The sequence below is a fragment of the Kluyvera fluvialis genome (assembly GCF_059725275.1).
On record NZ_AP046142.1, the window covers coordinates 3,751,486 to 3,771,218 of the forward strand.

The following is a 19,733-nucleotide window of genomic DNA, read 5'->3' on the forward strand; positions in this document are numbered from 1 at the left end:
TTTCCCTCATTATTAAAATTAATCAACGTTCAAAGGTGGAACCGTACGCCCTTGACGTTGGTAAAAATCGGTTACGAAGCTCTCTAATTTACCCTCTTCAATAGCCTTGCGTAAACCAGCCATTAAGCGCTGATAGTAGCGAAGATTATGAATGGTATTGAGGCGCGCGCCCAATATTTCGTTGCAACGGTCAAGATGATGCAAGTAAGCACGTGAATAATTGCGACAGGTGTAGCAATCGCACTCTGCATCGAGCGGGCTTGTATCGCTCTTATGCTTGGCATTGCGGATTTTTACCACGCCATCGGTCACAAACAGATGACCGTTACGAGCGTTACGCGTCGGCATGACGCAGTCAAACATATCGATACCGCGACGAACGCCTTCCACCAGATCTTCTGGTTTCCCGACACCCATCAGGTAACGCGGTTTGTCAGCAGGAATTTGCGGACAAACGTGCTCCAGAATACGGTGCATGTCTGCCTTCGGCTCACCCACCGCCAAACCGCCGACAGCGTAGCCATCAAAGCCGATATCTACCAGACCTTTGACGGAGATATCACGTAAATCTTCGTAAACACTGCCCTGAATGATGCCAAAAAGCGCATTTTTGTTGCCCAGACCGTCAAAACGGTCGCGGCTACGCTTGGCCCACCGCAGCGACATCTCCATAGAGCGCTTGGCGTAGTCCCAGTCTGCCGGATATGGCGTACATTCGTCGAAGATCATAACGATATCGGATCCGAGATCGTACTGAATCTCCATCGATTTTTCAGGATCGAGGAAAATCGGATCGCCGTTGATCGGGTTACGGAAGTGCACGCCCTGTTCGGTGATTTTACGGATATCGCCGAGGCTAAAGACCTGGAAGCCGCCGGAATCGGTGAGGATTGGCCCTTTCCACTGCATAAAGTCATGCAGATCGCCGTGCAGTTTCATGATTTCCTGACCCGGGCGCAGCCACAGGTGGAAGGTGTTACCGAGGATAATCTGTGCGCCGGTGGCTTCAACTTCTTCCGGCGTCATGCCTTTAACCGTGCCGTAAGTTCCTACTGGCATAAAGGCTGGCGTTTCAACTACGCCACGATCAAAAACCAGGCGGCCGCGGCGAGCGCGACCGTCTGTGGTGTCCAGTTCAAATTTCATCTTAACTCCTGCGTCAGAAAAACAGTCTGACGTTAAACACTCATGACGGGGACTTATTCCCCGACACGCTCTGAAATAGCCTGCGGATTGTACGTGATAAACATGGCATCGCCGTAACTAAAAAAGCGATATTTTTGTTCTACCGCAGCCTTATAGGCGTTCATGGTGTGCTGATAACCGGCAAAAGCAGAGACCAACATAATCAGCGTCGATTCCGGCAGGTGGAAGTTGGTTACCAAAGCATCAATCACTTGATATTGATAACCGGGGAAAATAAATATTTGCGTATCGCCAAAGAACGGGGCAATCAACTGGTCTTTCGCCGCCTGAGCCGCGCTTTCCAGCGAGCGTACAGAGGTCGTCCCGACAGCAATCACACGGTTACCACGCGCTTTCGCCGCCAGCACCGCATCGACAACCTCCTGCGGCACTTCAGCATATTCGGAGTGCATGATGTGGTCTTCGATGGTGTCTACGCGCACCGGCTGGAAGGTTCCTGCGCCAACGTGCAGCGTAACGAACGCCATTTCAATGCCTTTCTCGCGAAGCTTCGCTAGCAGAGGTTCATCAAAGTGCAGACCCGCCGTCGGCGCCGCTACCGCACCCGGTTTTTCGCTATACACGGTTTGATACAGCTCGCGGTCAGCGTCCTCGTCCGGACGGTCGATGTACGGCGGCAAGGGCATATGGCCGATAGCGTTGAGGATATCCAGCACGCTGCGCTCGTCATCAAACTCGACTTCAAACAGCGCGTCATGGCGCGCAACCATCGTCGCTTTAATGCTTTCATCGTCGCCCAACAGCAGCTCAGCCCCCGGCTTCGGCGCTTTAGACGCGCGAATATGTGCCAGAATACGTTTATCATCCAGCATACGTTCGACCAGCACTTCAATCTTGCCGCCGCTGGCTTTACGGCCAAACAGGCGGGCTGGGATCACGCGGGTATTGTTAAAGACCAGCAGATCGCCAGGGTTGAGCTTGTCGAGCAAATCGGTGAAAGTACCGTGCGTCAGCGCGCCCGTCGGCCCGTCCAATGACAGCAAGCGGCAACTGCTGCGCTCAGCTTGCGGATAGTGGGCAATCAGGGATTCAGGTAGTTCAAAGGAAAAATCGGCAACGCGCATGACTGTGACTCTGGGCTTAATAATGAGGCGGGTAGTCTAGTGCCGGGGCGTCCTCCCTGCAACCCTTACCCCTCTGGATAAACATCAATCAATGAATTTTCTCGCTCACCTGCACCTCGCTCACCTTGCCAACAGCTCGTTGTCAGGGAATTTACTGGCCGATTTTGTGCGCGGCAATCCGCAACAGGACTATCCCGCGACCGTTGTGGATGGTATTCACATGCACCGACGCATCGACGTGATGACCGATAACCTACCGCAGGTTAAAGAAGCCCGAGAGTGGTTTCGCCCTGCAACGCGCCGGGTTGCGCCAATTACGCTCGACGTCATGTGGGATCACTTTTTATCGCGCCACTGGGAGCAGGTTTCCCCGGACATTTCACTGCCTGACTTCGTGCGCTACGCCCATGCGCAAGTTAGCGCCATTCTGCCGAATGCCCCAGCGCGCTTTGTGACCCTCAACGAACATTTATGGTCAGAACGCTGGCTGGAGCGTTATCGCGACATGGAATTTATCCAAAGCGTGTTAAACGGCATGGCGAATCGCCGACCTAAACTCGACGCGCTGCGCGACTCGTGGCATGACCTTGATGAACATTACGCGCCGTTAGAGACGCGCTTCTGGCAGTTTTACCCGCAGATGATGCAGCAGGCAAAAAACAAAGCGCTTTAGCACTTGCGTTGTGCCACGGAATGGCTCTTAATATCCTTTGCTAAAAATAAAACAATCAATAGCCAAAACCTATCTGATTAATTGTCACAGTCTTTTTGTATTATCAGCAATCTCTGCCTATACTTGCCCGCGTTGCGTTCCATTAACCTTATAAATTCAAAGGAGAACCCCATGGTTCTGGTTACTCGTCAAGCGCCTGACTTCACCGCTGCTGCGGTACTGGGCAACGGTGAAATCGTTGAGAAATTCAATTTCAAACAGCACACCCAGGGTAAAGCCACTGTACTGTTCTTCTGGCCGATGGACTTCACTTTCGTTTGCCCATCTGAATTGATCGCTTTCGACAAGCGTTACGAAGAATTCCAGAAGCGCGGCGTTGAAGTGGTTGGCGTTTCTTTTGACTCTGAATTTGTACACAACGCATGGCGTAACACCCCTGTCGATAAAGGCGGCATCGGTGCAGTGAAATACGCGATGGTTGCTGACGTTAAGCGTGAAATCCAGAAAGCTTACGGCATCGAACACCCAGACGAAGGCGTTGCTCTGCGCGGTTCCTTCCTGATCGACGCTAACGGCATCGTTCGCCACCAGGTGGTTAACGACCTGCCGCTGGGCCGTAACATTGATGAAATGCTGCGTATGGTTGATGCGCTGCAATTCCACGAAGAGCACGGCGACGTTTGCCCGGCACAGTGGGAAAAAGGCAAAGAAGGTATGAACGCGTCTCCAGACGGCGTTGCTAAATACCTGAGCGAAAACGTATCTAGCCTGTAATTGGCTCACGTTTAGCAAAAAGGCTCGCATTGGCGTGATGCTTGTCAGTTAAGAGAGTTTCTACTTTAGTCTCGCTGCCAGTTGCGCTCTTTTCTCTCCATGCCCTAAACATGCTCGGGCGCAAAGAGCGCGCAAGGGGCGGCCAGTCGCCGCCGCCCCCTGCCCCCCCCCAGTCTCCGGCGGCAAAATCGTCGCTTCGCGATTCCCTCTGCTTATCTCTTCCGGCTTTCGGGTCGGGCGCGAGGCAACATCCCTGTAAAGCCGCGCCCTCAGCCCACATCCCTGTGGGCTGCCCCGGCCTCCAGAGAACGCTTCGGCGATTTAGACGCCACCCACGTCAGTGCGGTCTTTGAATGAACATCCAGAACCAGAGTTACTGAAACCGATGAGTCCCCGATGGAAATCGGCGAGCCGGAGAAAGGAAGACAAGGTCAGACCGCCAGGGATGGCGGGCTGAGGCGAACCGAGACAGGAAGTCGAGTTTCGCCGTGCCGCAGGCTGGAGTTCGCAGGTGAGCGTAGTGCGAAGCACCGATTTCCCTGCGGGGCCGCAGGGATTGTCAAGGGGGACTCGGCAGTCCCCCTTGACCCGTTCACAGGTACAGCGGCTTCATGTTCTACAAAACATCAGGTGAACGGAATGTGGCGCTTGACTGACAAGCATTATCGCATTGGCGAGTCTTTTTTGTTGCCTGATGGCAGCACAACGCCGGATTAATGGCCGCGCCAGAGGGTTGCAGACAACGCCGGTAGCGTCAGTACATCGTCTTCATAACCGCCAGCGCCCTCCTGCTGCTGCCAGGCTTTCACCTTCAGTAGCGGCGAGTCTTCCAGCACCACTTCGCAGGCGTCGCCACGGTTAATCGCCACCAGCACCCTTTCTGCGCCCAGCACACGCAGGAATACCACCACATCACCTTCGGCGTACAGCACCAGACAGCCGCCCTGGCGCAATGCCGGAGAGGCTTTACGCAACGCCGACAGCCGCTGATACAGCGCTAATAGCTCGCCATCCTGCTGTTGTTCATCCCACGGGAACGGCTTGCGGCAGAACGGGTCGTTGTCACCATCCAGCCCCACTTCATCACCGTAATAAATACACGGTACTCCGGGCCAGCTAAACAGCCAGACCACTGCCAGCGGCAGCCGCGCCACATCGCGCCCCAGCAAAGATTTAAAGCGCGCGGTATCGTGGCTATCCAGTTGGTTGAACATGCGCAACTGCTGCTGATGCGACAATCCGGCGCGATATTCTTCCATCCACGCCATACAGGTGCGGGCGTCAATTTTCTGCGGATCGTACGAAATGTCCGTGTTCGCGAGGAATCCCCACAGTGGGAAGGTAAAACCGCGATAGTTCATCGCCGCATCTTCAGCATCCTGCTGTAGCCACTGGCGCGCATCGCCAAAATGCTCGCCGAGCACGTAAGCATCGGCACGCGCAGCTTTCGCCGCTTGAGTGATCCCTGAGACATGCTTGAGGTTATTTTTCGCGCCCCCCGCTTCCCCCAGCATATGCACCACATCCAGCCGCCAGCCGTCCATATTCCACGGCGCTTTTAGCCAATGGCGCACGATGCTGTCCTCACCGCGATAAATTTCCTCAACCAGCGCATCCGATTGGTAATCCAGCTTGGGCAGGCTGGAGTAGCCTAGCCAGTCCAGCGCTTTGCCTTCTGGCGAGAAGCTGTAGAAATCACGCCACGGCGAATCAGCATGATGGCAAGCCCCCTGGCTCCCGCGATTATGCCGGTCAAACCAGCCGTGGGTATCGCCGCTATGGTTAAACACACCGTCGAGAATCAGGCGCATTCCCTCGCGCTGAGTGTTGTGACGCAGGCGTAATAGCGCCTCGTTGCCACCAAATTGGGGATCGACCTGGCGGTAATCCTCCGTGTCATATTTGTGGACGCTGGGGGCGGTAAATACGGGGTTGAGATACAGCGCGGTCACGCCCAGTTTTTTCAGGTATGGCAGCTTTTCGCTAATCCCGTCAAGACAACCGCCGTAAAACGTCGAACCGCCCGCCTCGCCGGTCAGCGGTTCGTGCCACTCACGGCGCACAATATCGTGCCCGGCGGCATGATGATGATAAACCTTATCCTGCTGCCCCCCGCGAGAGGCGCTACGGGCAAAACGGTCGGGGAAAATCTGGTAGAAAATCTGCTCGCTCACCCACTGTGGGCCGTTATCCGGGCTGTCATAGGCAAACAGTTCCAGCTTCGCCGGGGGATAGGCGCTAAAACCCTGCGGCGCAAACCATAGCTGGCGGTCAGCCCACAGTAGCTTAAAGCCATAACGCCGACGCGGCTGCCCTTCATGCAGGCTAATTTCCCCACGCCATTGCACCACATCGTGCCCCACGGTTTTGCTGCTGCGGCGCATCGGCAGCGCCATCTCTTCGTTATCCACTTCAGCGCGCATTATCACCCGCTGCGGCAGGTCGTCACCGCGCAGCCACAGCGTAATAATTAGTTTGTCCTGCTGCTGCTTAATAAAGGGAGCAACAGGCAAGTGCCAGGCGTTCAACATCATTTATCCCCTAGGTACAAAATGAATCCACCTTGCCATACGTCTATTTTACCCTACTCCTCTTTTTCACTTTTTTATGAGGGGGAGGACGGGGGCGCAGATTGCAGGGATAAAAAAACCCGGCGCGAGGCCGGGTTTAGCAAAAAATGCAGCGTATTAACGGCGGCGGCTTTTAATCGCCCAACCCACCAGCAGCAGCAAGATCCACGCGAAACCAACGTACAGTGAAATACGGGTATCCGGGTGGTAGCCAATCAGGCCGATGATAAAGACGAGGAAAATCAGGCCAATAATGGTGGTTGTTACCCCGCCAGGCACTTTGAATTTCAGCGCTTTGACTTCATCAGCCGACAGACGGCGACGGAAGGCAACCTGCGACAACAGAATCATAATCCACACCCACACGGTGGCAAACGTCGCCAGCGAAGCAATCACCAGGAAGACGTTTTCCGGCATGATGTAGTTAAGATAGACCGCAAACAGCAGGGCGATAGTCATCACCATGACCGTCACCCACGGAATACCACGGCGTGACGTTTTGGCGAACACTTTCGGCGCGCTGCCCTGCTCGGCCATGCCGTGCAGCATACGACCAACGCCGAAAACATCGCTGTTAATCGCAGAAAGCGACGCCGTCAGCACCACAAAGTTGAGGATGCTCGCCGCAAAAGTGATGCCCAGATGTTGGAAGGTCAGGACAAACGGGCTACCGTCAGTGCCTACCTGGTTCCACGGATAGATGGACATAATGACGAACAGCGTCCCGACATAAAACACCAGAATACGCATCGGCACGGAGTTAATCGCGCGCGGAATGGATTTCTCAGGGTCTTTCGCTTCACCGGCGGTAATACCAATAATTTCAATCCCGCCGTAGGCAAACATCACCATTTGCAGCGACATCACCATGCCAAGCCAGCCGTTGCTAAAGAAGCCGCCGTTGCTCCACAGGTTATGAATCCCTGTCGGTTGCCCACCGTTACCAATACCCCAGATGATGATGCCGAAACCAGCAACAATCATCACGATAATGGTAGCGACTTTAAAGAACGAGAACCAAAACTCCAGCTCGCCGAACACCTTCACGCTCATCAGGTTGATAGCGCAGATAATCAGCACCACGCTGAGCACCCAAATCCAGTGCGGAACCGCCGGGAACCAAACCCCCATATAGATGCCGAACGCCGTCACATCGGCTATCGCCACAATCAGGATTTCAAAGCAGTAAGTCCAGCCGGTGATATAGCCCGCCAGTGGCCCCAGGTTATCCTGCGCATAGCGCGAGAAGGAGCTGGCGGAAGGGTTATGCACGGACATTTCGCCCAGCGCACGCATAATGATATAAGCGGCAACGCCGCCGATAATATAGGCCAACAGAACGCTCGGCCCGGCCATTTTGATGGCATCAGCTGAGCCGTAAAACAACCCCGTACCGATTGCCGAACCAAGAGCCATAAAGCGAATGTGTCGGGTACTTAGCCCGCGCTTCAGCTTGTTGTTTTCCATCGTTTCCAATGCCATGTCATACCAAAAATAAAAAACCACGGAACATGATATCCCGTGGTTGAACACCGTTTTTATACACATCAGGCCATAGTTGGCGCAACCTGAATTTCGCGGTGCAAAAACGAATTAGTGCGCGTTAGAGGCCACTTGTCGGCCCGCTGTGCGATCCCAAATCCCCGCCAGCACGGCCATAATAGCCGTTGGCAGCAGCCAGGCCAGCCCTTGCTCAGACATCGGCAGATGAGACGCCCACGCAGGCAGCACATCAGCAATCGCCGACGCTTTAACGCCATCCATAACACCAAAGACCAGGCTAATGAACATCGCTGGAGCCATCACGCGAGAGCTATTATGCCACCAACCGCGCGTAAAACTTAATACCACCAGTACGATACACGGCGGGTAAATTGCCGTCAGCACAGGGATAGAAATCTGAATCAGGTGGCTCAGTCCCAGGTTGGAAACCGCCATTGAGAACAGACCCATGATAAACACTAACGTGCGATAAGACAGTGGCAGATACTGCGCAAAGAACTCTGCACACGCACAGGTCAGGCCAACCGCCGTCACCAGACACGCGATAAAGATAAGCGCTGCCAGCAGGAAACTACCCGCGCCGCCAAAGGTGTGCTGCACATAAGCATGAAGAATTGCCGCACCGTTGGCTTGCTGATCCACCAGCGTCGCGCTATCAGAACCCAGGCGGAACAGCGCCAGATACAGCAGCGTCAGACCGACACCCGCCATTAAACCAGCCCAAATGGTATAGCGCGTCAGCAGACGAGATTCTGTTACCCCGCGAGAGCGCGCGGCATTCACGATAACAATACCAAAGACCATTGCGCCCATGGTGTCCATGGTCAGGTAGCCGTTGACGAAACCGTTAGAGAACGGGGCTGTCTGGTAGGCTTCCAGCGCGTGGCTAATTGGGCCAGCAGGCCACATAACCGCAGCGATAGACAGAATTGCCAGCGCCACGATTTTCATCGGAGCAAGGAAATTCCCGACCGTATCCAGCAGTTTGCCCGGATACAGTGAAACGAAAATCACCAGCGCAAAATAGATAAGGCTGTAGATAAACAGCGGCATAGCCCCATCACCGGTTAACGGCGCAATACCAATTTCAAACGAAACGGTCGCGGTACGCGGCGCAGCAAACAGCGGCCCAACGGCGAGGTAACACACGGTTGCCAGCAGTACACCTGCTACTTTACCAATCGGGGTGCTCAGGCTATCAACGCCGCCGCCCACTTTCGCCAGCGCAACCACGGTCAGCACCGGTAGGCCAACAGCAGTAATCAGAAAGCCAATCGCGGCAATCCAAACGTTGGAGCCAGCCTGGAGGCCAACCATAGGAGGGAAGATGATATTGCCTGCGCCAACAAACAGCGCAAAGGTCATAAAGCCCAGAGCGATGATGTCGCGAGATTTTAATTGATGGGTCATATATAACTACAGCCTATGGATGTGGTGTTGTAAAACAAATTTATCAAGCTGGTTCCTGCGGAATGATGCTGAGGAAACCAACAATAAACTCAGAGGGAAATGCTCCCTTAGCGGCGTTGAGAAGAATAGTTTTTTGATTTACCGCATATATGCAGTCTGATTACGACTGCATAGGGGCCAATTTAAACGCTTATAACGTTTTAAAGCAACACGGGATCGTAAAACCAGATGATTATATCGATAGTGAAATAACAGCTAGATTTATTAACTGGATTTGCGAAAAACATCCGGCTAATCATGCGAACAAATTTTAACCACACGTTCGTTAATCGGGAACGGTTTACTTGACTGCAAAGCAAACAGACCAGCCGAAGCTGGTCTGTGGAAAGTTAATCTGACAAGCAGCAGATCAGGCGCTTTTTTTGGCAATTAAACGTTCCGGCAGGAGAAAACTAAACCGCGAGCCTTTTCCCGGCTCACTGCTGATATCCAGCCGGCTATCGTGATGGCTAATCGCATGTTTGACGATAGCCAGCCCCAGTCCACTGCCGCCGGTTTGCCTTGAGCGCGCTTTATCCACGCGATAAAAACGCTCGGTCAGCCGTGGCAGGTGCTCTGCCGAAATACCCGGCCCGTTATCCTCAACGCTAAACAGCGCACCGTACGGTGTGCGCTGCCAACGCACGGTAATCAACGTGCCTTCCGGGGTATGGTTTACCGCGTTATACACCAGGTTCGACATCGCGCTACGCAGTTGATCTTCATTACCCAGCACCGTAAGCGTGTCGTCAATATCAAACTGGAACTGATGTTTATGCTGGCTGAGGGTCTGCGCTTCCCGCTCCACAACGCGCAGCATCAGCGGCACATCAATGGTTTCGTTTAACGCCAACACCGGTGATGCTTCAATTTTTGAAAGCGTCAGCAGTTGTTTGACCAGCCCTTCCATGCGCTGGGTTTGCTCGCGCATAGTATGCAACGCTTTCTCGCGCACCATCCCTTCCAGCACCTGCTCTTGCATCATCTCCAGATAGCCCTGCAACACCGTTAACGGGGTGCGCAACTCATGGCTTACGTTGGCAAAGAAGTTGCGCCGTGCCCCTTCTAACTGGTGCATTTGCGTGACGTCACGCGCCACCATCAGCAGTTGGCGGTCGGTATACGGCATAATACGAATTTCCAGATGACGCCCATTATTGAGCACTAAATTGAGCGGTTTAAGAAATTCGCGCTTTTTGAGGTGTTGAGTAAATTCGGGATAACGCAGCAGGTTAAGAATATTTTGCCCGCTATCGTCGGGCCAGCGTAGCCCCAGCAACTGCTGGGCTAAACCATTACACCAGAAAATCGCCCCTTCTTCGGTGGTCAGCACCACCGCATCCGGCAGCGACTCGGCGCCGCTACGAAAGCGTTTAATCAGATTGCCCAACTCACGGCGGCGCTTTTTATTGCGCAACTGCATCTGGTTAAGCCCATACAGCAAAGGCTCCCAGCTTCCCCGACCGGGCGGCGGAGTCATACTTCTGTCAACCCACAGCCACCAGGACAAGCGCAGTAAATTCCAGAAATGCCAGATAAGCAGGCCGGTCACCGCCGCCAGTAAAAACCACGGCAAATAACCCAATACCCATCCCAGTATCAGCGCCGGGAGGCAGCACAATAGCAGCTCCAGGGCCAGCCTTTTCCATGACAGCCGTTCCAGCACGCGTCACACTCCTGTCAAAAATTAGAAACGGGCGGAAAAACGATAACCCGTGCCGCGAACGGTTTGCACCATGCGGTCGTGACCACTGTGTTCCAGCGCTTTGCGCAGACGACGAATATGGACATCGACGGTGCGGTCTTCAACGTACACGTTAGTGCCCCAAACGTGGTTCAGCAGTTGCTCACGGCTGTACACGCGCTCCGGGTGAGTCATAAAGAAGTGTAATAATTTAAATTCGGTCGGCCCCATATCCAGCGGGTTTTCGCCGGTCATGACGCGGTGTGATGTAGGGTCAAGGCTCAGCCCCTGCATCTCAATCACCTCTTCAACTGCCATCGGTGAAATTCGACGCATCACGGCTTTAATTCGTGCGACTAACTCTTTCGGTGAGAACGGTTTGGTAATGTAATCATCCGCCCCGGTTTCCAGGCCGCGAACGCGATCTTCTTCTTCGCCGCGCGCGGTGAGCATCACCACGGGAATATCACGGGTTAGCGCTTCCCGCTTGAGATGCTTAATAAATTGCAGCCCAGAACCGCCCGGTAACATCCAGTCAAGCAGAATAAGGTCGGGCCACGGTTCATTCAGTTTGTTGACCGCGCTATCGTAATCTTCGGCTTCGACCGGCTGAAAACCATTTTGTTCCAGCACGAAACAGACCATCTCGCGAATTGGCGCTTCATCTTCAACGACCAGAATACGTCTTGCCATTATTTGCCCTGTTTTAGACATCAGTAAGATATGCGGCGTCATTATGCGTCAGATTTATGACAGATTTATGAAAAACATGACGGTTAGATGATAGCCCCTTTTCATCGATGACAGCCGCTAAATTTCACCCATCCCCACTCACAGGCAGCGTACGGAATGATGATGTGTATAATCACCGTTACGCCATTTGTTACGGAACTACTATGCGCATTCTTCACACTTCGGACTGGCATCTCGGCCAGAACTTCTACAGCAAAAGCCGCGCCGCTGAACATGCCGCCTTTCTGCACTGGCTGCTTGCCACCGCAGAAGCGGAGCGGGTCGATGCCATTATTGTGGCGGGTGATATCTTCGACACCGGCTCGCCGCCGAGCTACGCGCGCGAACTGTACAACCGATTTGTGGTGAATTTGCAACAGACCGGCTGCCATCTGGTGGTGCTGGCGGGCAACCATGACTCGGTCGCCACGCTGAATGAATCGCGGGACATTCTCTCGTTTCTCAACACCACGGTGGTCGCCAACGCTGGTCACGCGCCATTTATCTTAAACCAGCGAGACGGAACCCCCGGCGCGGTATTCTGCCCAGTGCCGTTTTTACGCCCGCGCGACATCATCACCAGCCAGGCGGGGCTTTCCGGCAGCGAAAAACAGCGCCAGGTGCTGGAGAGCATAACTGACTACTACCAGCAGCAATATCAGCAGGCCTGCGCGCTGCGCGCCGACGCCCCACTGCCGATTATCGCCAGCGGTCACCTGACGACCGTCGGAGCCAGCAAAAGTGATGCCGTGCGCGACATTTATATTGGCACACTGGATGCTTTTCCGGCACAAAACTTCCCACCGGCGGACTACATCGCGCTGGGGCATATTCATCGGGCGCAGAAAATTGGCGGCAGCGAGCATATCCGCTACAGCGGCTCGCCTATCGCGCTAAGTTTTGACGAAACCGGCAAAAGCAAAAGCGTCAATCTAGTGACCTTCACCGACGGCAAGCTTGACGAGGTGACGCCGCTCACCGTTCCGGTCACGCAGCCGCTGGCGGTGATTAAAGGGGATTTTGACGGCATCAGCGCCCAGCTTGCCGAATGGCGCGACCGCAACAACGACCCCCCCACCTGGCTGGATATTGAAATCACCAGCGATGAATACCTGCATGACATTCAGCGCAAAATCCAGGCCATCACCGATGACTTACCGGTTGAAGTGCTGTTGGTTCGCCGCAGCCGCGAGCAGCGCCAGCGCATTCTCGCCAGCCTGGAGCGTGAAACGCTAAGTGAGCTGAGCGTTGAAGAAGTTTTCCACCGCCGCCTGGCGCTGGAAACGCTGGAGCCAGAACAGCAGCAGCGCCTGCACACGCTGTTTAACGAAACGCTGAACAGCCTCGGCGAGGAAGAACAAGCATGAAAATACTCAGCCTGCGCCTGAAAAACCTGAACTCACTGAAAGGTGAATGGAAAATCGACTTCACCCAAGAGCCGTTCGCCAGCAACGGTCTGTTTGCCATTACCGGCCCCACCGGCGCGGGGAAAACCACCCTGCTCGACGCCATTTGTCTGGCGCTGTACCACGAAACGCCACGTCTCAATACAGTTTCTCAGTCGCAAAATGATCTGATGACCCGTGACACCGCCGAGTGTCTGGCAGAAGTCGAATTTGAGGTTCAGGGCGTGGCCTACCGCGCCTTCTGGAGCCAAAACCGCGCGCGTAATCAGCCGGACGGTAATCTGCAAGCGCCGCGTGTCGAGCTAGCGCGCTGTGCCGATGGGCAGATTCTGGCGGATAAAGTCAAAGATAAACTTGAGATGACGGCCTCGCTCAGCGGCCTGGACTATGGGCGTTTTACCCGCTCCATGCTGCTCTCCCAGGGGCAATTTGCCGCCTTCCTGAACGCCAAACCGAAAGAACGTGCCGAACTGCTCGAAGAGTTGACCGGCACGGAGATTTACGGCCAGATCTCCGCGCAAGTGTTTGAAAAACACAAACAGGCGCGCGCCACATTAGACACGCTAAACGCACAGGCCAGCGGCGTCAGCCTGTTAAACGACGAGCAACAGCAGGCATTGCAGCAAAGTTTGCAGGCGCTCACTCATGATGAGCGACAGTGGCAACAGCAGCAAACCCACGCGATGCAACATCAACAGTGGCTGGCGCGTCAGGGCGAACTGGAGCAGGAGCGCCAAAAAACACAACGGGCGCTGGTTGATGCCCAACAGGCACTGGAAGCCGCACAGCCGCAGCTTGCCGCGCTGCAACGTGCGCAGCCTGCCGAGGCATTACGCCCTCGCTGGGCGCTAATGCAAGAGCAGACGGCGACGGTAGCAAAAACCCACCAGCAAGCGCGGCAAGTAAATACTCGCTTACATGAAACACTGGCGCTGCGCGACCGCATTCGCAACGCCGCCGAGCGTCAGTTCTCGGCCTTGCAACAGACGCAAAAACAGTTGCATCAATGGTTGCAGGAACATGAATCTATTCAGCACTGGCACGGTGAGCTAACCGGCTGGCGCGGGGCGTTTGCCCAACAGACCAGAGAGCGCACCCAGCTACAAAATCACCAACAGCGCCTGCATGAACTGGAAAAACAGCTTGCTCAGTTGCCGCCCACGGCACTCACGCTCAGTGCTGAAGAGGTTGCCGCTCAGATAACCCAACACGCCGCCGCGCGCCCGCAACGCCAGCAGTTGAACAGCCTGCACGGCCAGTTTCTCCCGCTGCAAACGCGCCGCCAGCAGCTCACCGACGCGCAGTTGCAGCGTCAGCAACAGTTGGAAAAAATCACCGCCGACCTCAACTCACTTCGCCTGGTCTATAAAGATAAAAAGCAGCAGTTGGCGGATGTGAAGGCACTTTGCGAGCTGGAAGCAACGATTGTGCGCCTCGAAGCCGAGCGCGCCCGCTTGCAGCCTGGCGCGGCCTGCCCGCTATGCGGTTCCACTGAGCATCCGGCGCTGGCGGAATATCAGGCGCTGACCCCCGACATCAATAAATCCCGCCGCGACGCGCTGGAAAAAGAGGTCGCAAAACTTGCGGAGGACGGCGCGGCGCTGCGGGGTCAACAAGAAGCGCTGCAAAAACAGCAGCAGCAAGAAAACGACGAGTTACAGTCGCTTTCCCAGCGCGAGCAAGCACTTACCTCACAATGGCAAACGGTCACGGAGAGCCTGGGGATCGCACTGCAACCCACCGACGATATTGGCGGCTGGCTGGCAGCACAGGAAGATGCCGAACAGCAGCGCTATCAGCACAGCCAACGGCTGGCGATTGAAGGGCAAATTCGCGAATTGCAGGGGCAGCACGCGCATCTGCGCGAGGAGCTGGAACAACGCAGCGCTGCACTCAGCCAAACGCTGGCCAATTTTGCTTTAACGCTCCCGGCAGCCGGTGAGGAAAATAGCTGGCTTGCCGCGCGCGAAGCGGAGACTCAACGCTGGCAGCAACAACAGAAACAGAACCAAGATATTCAGCAACAGCTAGCGCTGATCCAGCCATTATTGGACACGCTGCCAGCGGCGAAACATTCTGACGACGTCGAACCGGTTGCTCTCGACGGCTGGCTGAAAGTGCACCACGAATGCGTATCGCTGGAAAGCCAGTGGAAAACGTTGCAACAGCAAGAAACGCTGGAAAATCAGCGCCTACAGCAGGCAGAACAGGCCTTCGACCAGGCGCTTGCCGACTCCCACTTCACCGATCGCCAGGATTTCCTCGCCGCCCTGCTGGACAACACCGAGCGCCAACGCCTGGAGCAGTTGAAACAGTCGCTGGAGTCGCAACATCAGCAAAGCCAGACGCTGGCAACACAGGTGCAGGACGCCATCGCCCGCCATCTGGCGCAGCGTCCGGCAACGCTTACGCCGGAGTTCACGCTTGCCGAGGCACAAACGCAGCTTCAGCAGATTGCCCGCCAGCTTCGTGAAAACAGCGAGCGCCAGGGCGAAATACGCCAGCAGTTGAAACAAGACGAAGAAAACCGCCAGCAACAACAAGCGCTGTTCCTGGAGATAGAAAAAGCCAACGCGGTGCTGGAAGATTGGGCGCATTTAAATGCGCTAATTGGCTCCAAAGAGGGGGATAAATTCCGTAAATTTGCCCAGGGGCTGACGCTGGATAACCTGGTATGGCTGGCTAACGAGCAGCTCAGTCGCCTGCATGGCCGCTATTTACTGCAACGTAAAGCCAGCGATGCGCTGGAACTGGAGGTGGTAGATACCTGGCAGGCCGATGCGGTACGCGATACTCGTACGCTCTCTGGCGGGGAAAGTTTCCTTGTGAGCCTTGCGTTGGCGTTGGCGCTTTCTGATCTGGTCAGCCATAAAACGCGTATCGACTCGCTGTTCCTGGATGAAGGTTTCGGCACGCTGGACAGCGAAACGCTGGATACCGCGCTCGACGCACTGGACACGCTCAATGCCAGCGGCAAAATCATCGGCGTGATAAGTCACGTTGAAGCGATGAAAGAGCGGATCCCGGTGCAGATTAAGGTGAAGAAAATCAACGGGCTGGGGTATAGCCGCCTGGATAAAATGTTTGCCGTGGAGTAAACCGTCCCTTTCTCCCTCAGGGAGAGACGAGGCTCTGGTACTCAAGAAAAGGCCGGATAGCGCTCGCGCTTATCCGGCCTGCTTATCCGCAAAAATTATCGCCCGTTTTATTACTGTTTTCTGAAAAACTCGTTATACAACATATACAAATGCGCAGCACTCCAGGAAAAGTTCGGTGCGCCCTGCTGGGCTCCGGTCAACGGGTTATAGTTTTCCTGAATAGGGCCATCCGAAGTTAAGCCTTTGGCATGTTTAAAGAACGCATCAGCCAGCTCTAGCGCCTCTTCACGATGACCGTAACGCTCCATACCTTTCAGACCAAACCACAGTTGATCAACCCAAACGCGCCCGCGCCAGTAAATATCCGGGCCAAACGCCGGGTTGGTTAACGCCGCCGTCCCCAACGGCACAAAGGTGTTGAACTCTTTGTTATCGAGCATCACAGAAATCACATCGTCGGCATGTTGCTGCGTCGCCGCACCGTTAAACAGAGGCGACCAGCCCTCCGGCCCTTTGCCACGTTCCACAATGGGCTTACCGGCGCAGCCGTTCGCCAGCGGTTGATCTTCAATGCGGATGTCGTAATAGAACTTGCTCTGCGGATCGAACATGCAGGTATTGATGTAATCCGCCAGTTTCTGCGCCAGCGCCTGATAGCGTTTCGCCTCCTCCGGCTTGCCCAAAATGGTCGCCATTTCCGCCAGATAGTGGTTATCGCTGTACATATAGCTCGCCTGGTCAACCGACTCCTGCATCAGCGAGTAACCGAGCAAATTGCCCTGCCGATCGCGGTTTTCAGCAAACTTCACCGTCCAGTCGCTACGCTTGCCGCCGTTGGCGACATATTTATCTAACTGTTCTTTATCGATAAAACCAAAGACCGCCGCATCATCACGCCCCGATTCCCAGGACGCCGCCACCTGCGCGGGGATCTCCAGGCTGTCGTAATCACCTTTCGCCGTTACGCTTTCATAGGTTTTCAGGCCAGAAAGCGTCTGCTGTTGCGCGCCCTTTTTCAGCGTAAACAGCATCTCGCCGCTGGCGGTGTTATGCGCTTTGTCGCGTGTTGCGCCATATTCCGGCACACCGTTGCCGTTATGGTCGCGGTTGCGCAACCACCAGTCGTGATACGCCACCAGCTTCGGATACATCTCCTGGAGCCAGGCTTTATCTTTGGTGACGTTGTACACCTCCATCACCGACCACGCGGCCAGGCTTGGCTTGGTGTTCCGCTCGTTCCAGTTGCTGCCGTCACCGCCGCGTTCCGGGCTGAGGTTCCAGGCAATCAAATCAGGAACAAATCCGGCGTCCTGCGGGCGTACCTTGTCATCAGGCTTAATCTGCCAGGAGAACACGGCGCGAATATTCTCTTTGGCTATTTCTGGGTTGAAATGCGCCATCGCGTAGGCCTGTTTCCAGGTATCCCACGGCCAGGTCTGGTTGCCTGAGAACCAACGCCCCGTCACCGATGGCGTGACGGTGTTGTGCTGCACTGCCCCGCCGGGTGCGCGCCAGTTACCATTCAGCGTTTCAATGGCTTTTACCGCCACGCGCGTCTGTTCGGCGGTGGCATCCGGGTTGGTCAGCCCTTTTTGCAGATACCCTTCCCAACGCTGCGCGGAGGCGTTCAGGTAATAGACCGGACGCGCCAGAATATCGCGAATCTGCGTTTTCTCGTGCAGCACTTGTTCGGCTGTCAGCAGATGCGAATAGGTGGTGTACAGCGTGGTGGAGCCGTTGATGTGCGCGGTGCTGGTAAAACGGTGGCCTTCAATTTTGGTATTGGTCGCCAGCGAGCGATGAATCTGATACTGGGATTCACCGGAGGTCATCAGCGCGGAGTCGGCGCGCACCTTGCCAAAAGTCACCGTCAGGCCGTCATGAGTCGCCTTCAGGCGGCGTTGATAATCAGGAAACGCCGCGTCGATGGTTTTATCCGACAGCGCTTTTCCCTCTTTGGCTGCCAGTTTTTCCAGCAGTTCACCGTCCCACACCAGTTTCAGCGGCGTGTTGCTGGTGATTTTCGTCTCCAGCAGCGAGGTGTGCGGGCTGGCGAAACGCAGCGTCATCGCAATCTGTACGCCAGGCGCGGAGAGTGTCTGGATTAACGCGCCGGGAATGCTGTACGCCTGCATCGTGAAGGCCAGTTTTTTACCGTTCTGGTACACCGTCAGGCGGTCAAAATTGGTCGCCATAAAATTGATGTACTCTTCCGTCAGCAGCGCAGGACCAGGGAAACCGCCCATCGTCGCGGGGCCATCTGGCAGCAAATGGCCATGCCATGCGCCGAGATCAAAGAACGGGTTAAAGCGCTGGTGATCGTCGTAATCAAAGTCCTGCATGTACTGCGGCGCGCCGGTGCGATTGACCACGTTTTTAAATTCGTCAGCCGTGACGGCGTGGGCGGAAAAACTCAGCAGCAGCGCACAGGCGAGCGGCGTCAGGGTGGAAGTCATATTCATGGTTGTTATATCCCTTCTTACCAGTAGAAATATTGCATCAGGAAAATTTTGTCGCTGGGGTCGCCAGAGGCATTCTGCGTGTAAAAGCGGCTATCTGCGGCGGTGGCGAAGCGGCCATTGCCGTACTCGTACCAAATGCCGAACTGCACAAACGCAGTGGTTTCATCGGCAGCGTGATCCGGGCGATGTTTGGCATAACTGTAGGCGGTAGAGAGATAAAAACCGTTAAAGGCTTCATACATGGCGCTGGCCATAAAGCCCGTTTCGGTTCCGGGAGTCCCCAGCCCTTTCGCCCGTCCGGTGTGATGCCAGGCTCGCGCGCCAAAATTCGGTGATAAAAAGCCGGTAAGGTACATTTCACCTGTACCGTCAGTCACTTCCATCCCATTCATCCAGGTAATATCTTTGGCGATATCGTACTGAATGTAGCCATTAACCATCGCAGGGTAGGTATATTTGTCGTCATAACGGTCATATTTGCCAAGATGTAGCCAAGCCTTGCTTTCATTGTGGTGTCCGGCAGGCGTAGCGGTAACGCTATAGCGGAAGTTACCGTCCAGATTCTGCACTTTTAGCGCGTACTGAATATCGCGGGTATTGGGGATCACATAGCCCAGATCCGGGGTAAAATCCGCCCACCACTGCAAATCATCCAGCGAGGAATCCTGGCGCACGCTGAGCATAATTTCGGTGCTGTTATCAGTTTTATAGCCGCCGTAAAGGCGGTTAATTCCGCCTTCAACGCCGCCCCAGCTGTGATCGGGAACCCAGGCATTACCCTGATTATCGGCCTGCACCGTCCAGCCTTCGCCGTAAATTAAGCCAAACCACGGCCCGTGTTTTATCTCCAGGCCGCCTTCAATATAGGTTCCATCGCTATATTTATGTTTATCCTCGTTTTCTAAATCCATATAACCGCCGACGCCTAATTCGCCATAAAAACGGTATGAAGTGGTATTCAGTTGCGGCGTTTTCGTATCATCATGTTCTGCGGGATGTGCAACCTCAGCGGCAAGCACCGGGCGGCAAAAAACCAGGGCAACGAGTGCCCCGTATAAATAATGGCTATTTTTCATCATGTTTTCAGAGAGTATTATTTTTATGGTAAGGAA

The 19,733-nt window shown here is 54.8% G+C and carries 13 protein-coding genes; 4 read left to right on the plus strand and 9 right to left on the minus strand.

Annotated elements, in window-relative coordinates; all coding sequences use genetic code 11:
- Positions 1 to 18: 18 nt before the first annotated feature.
- Positions 19 to 1,146 carry a tRNA guanosine(34) transglycosylase Tgt gene (gene tgt / locus AC6I4B_RS17830; RefSeq protein WP_497767083.1) on the minus strand — a complete coding sequence of 376 codons (1,128 nt, stop codon included), beginning with the start codon at positions 1,144 to 1,146 and terminating at the stop codon, positions 19 to 21.
- A gap of 53 nt (positions 1,147 to 1,199) precedes the next feature.
- Positions 1,200 to 2,270: a tRNA preQ1(34) S-adenosylmethionine ribosyltransferase-isomerase QueA gene (gene queA / locus AC6I4B_RS17835; RefSeq protein WP_497767084.1), complete on the minus strand. Its 1,071-nt coding sequence runs from the start codon at positions 2,268 to 2,270 to the stop codon at positions 1,200 to 1,202.
- Between the two features lie 91 nt (positions 2,271 to 2,361).
- Between queA and acpH the strand changes: the two genes are divergently transcribed.
- Both acpH and AC6I4B_RS17845 read left to right on the plus strand, forming a co-directional pair.
- On the plus strand, positions 2,362 to 2,943 hold the full coding sequence (gene acpH, locus AC6I4B_RS17840) for an ACP phosphodiesterase (RefSeq protein WP_497767086.1): 582 nt from the start codon (positions 2,362 to 2,364) through the stop codon (positions 2,941 to 2,943).
- A gap of 171 nt (positions 2,944 to 3,114) precedes the next feature.
- Positions 3,115 to 3,717, plus strand: coding sequence for a peroxiredoxin (locus AC6I4B_RS17845; RefSeq protein WP_497767088.1), 603 nt, complete (start codon positions 3,115 to 3,117; stop codon positions 3,715 to 3,717).
- Between the two features lie 713 nt (positions 3,718 to 4,430).
- Here AC6I4B_RS17845 and malZ read toward each other — a convergent pair.
- The 5 genes from malZ to phoB all read right to left on the minus strand — a co-directional run bounded on the left by malZ (position 4,431) and on the right by phoB (position 11,616).
- Positions 4,431 to 6,248, minus strand: a complete 1,818-nt coding sequence (gene malZ, locus AC6I4B_RS17850) for a maltodextrin glucosidase (RefSeq protein WP_497772226.1) — start codon at positions 6,246 to 6,248, stop codon at positions 4,431 to 4,433.
- Positions 6,249 to 6,404: 156 nt separating this feature from the next.
- Positions 6,405 to 7,754, minus strand: a complete 1,350-nt coding sequence (gene proY / locus AC6I4B_RS17855; RefSeq protein WP_497772228.1) for a proline-specific permease ProY — start codon at positions 7,752 to 7,754, stop codon at positions 6,405 to 6,407.
- Between the two features lie 126 nt (positions 7,755 to 7,880).
- Positions 7,881 to 9,200, minus strand: coding sequence for a branched-chain amino acid transporter carrier protein BrnQ (gene brnQ, locus AC6I4B_RS17860; protein ID WP_497767089.1), 1,320 nt, complete (start codon positions 9,198 to 9,200; stop codon positions 7,881 to 7,883).
- Positions 9,201 to 9,609: 409 nt separating this feature from the next.
- On the minus strand, positions 9,610 to 10,905 hold the full coding sequence (gene phoR, locus AC6I4B_RS17865; RefSeq protein WP_497767091.1) for a phosphate regulon sensor histidine kinase PhoR: 1,296 nt from the start codon (positions 10,903 to 10,905) through the stop codon (positions 9,610 to 9,612).
- A 21-nt stretch (positions 10,906 to 10,926) separates the two neighbouring features.
- Positions 10,927 to 11,616 carry a phosphate response regulator transcription factor PhoB gene (gene phoB, locus AC6I4B_RS17870; protein ID WP_497767093.1) on the minus strand — a complete coding sequence of 230 codons (690 nt, stop codon included), beginning with the start codon at positions 11,614 to 11,616 and terminating at the stop codon, positions 10,927 to 10,929.
- Between the two features lie 203 nt (positions 11,617 to 11,819).
- Here phoB and sbcD point away from each other — a divergent pair, with 203 nt between their 5' ends.
- On the plus strand, positions 11,820 to 13,022 hold the full coding sequence (sbcD, locus tag AC6I4B_RS17875) for an exonuclease subunit SbcD (RefSeq protein WP_497767095.1): 1,203 nt from the start codon (positions 11,820 to 11,822) through the stop codon (positions 13,020 to 13,022).
- Entirely contained in the window at positions 13,019 to 16,159 is a 3,141-nt protein-coding gene (gene sbcC, locus AC6I4B_RS17880) for an exonuclease subunit SbcC (RefSeq protein WP_497767097.1), read from the plus strand. Before sbcD ends, sbcC begins: the two co-directional genes overlap by 4 nt.
- Before the next feature lie 110 nt (positions 16,160 to 16,269).
- On the opposite strand, the gene ygjK is transcribed toward sbcC, so the two are convergent.
- Together ygjK and ygjJ are read right to left on the minus strand one after the other, a co-directional pair.
- The gene (gene ygjK / locus AC6I4B_RS17885; RefSeq protein ID WP_497767098.1) at positions 16,270 to 18,621 is read right to left on the minus strand and encodes an alpha-glucosidase; all 2,352 of its coding nucleotides are present in this window, start codon (positions 18,619 to 18,621) and stop codon (positions 16,270 to 16,272) included.
- A 17-nt stretch (positions 18,622 to 18,638) separates the two neighbouring features.
- Positions 18,639 to 19,697: a protein YgjJ gene (gene ygjJ, locus AC6I4B_RS17890; protein WP_497772229.1), complete on the minus strand. Its 1,059-nt coding sequence runs from the start codon at positions 19,695 to 19,697 to the stop codon at positions 18,639 to 18,641.
- Between the last annotated feature and the right edge of the window lie 36 nt (positions 19,698 to 19,733).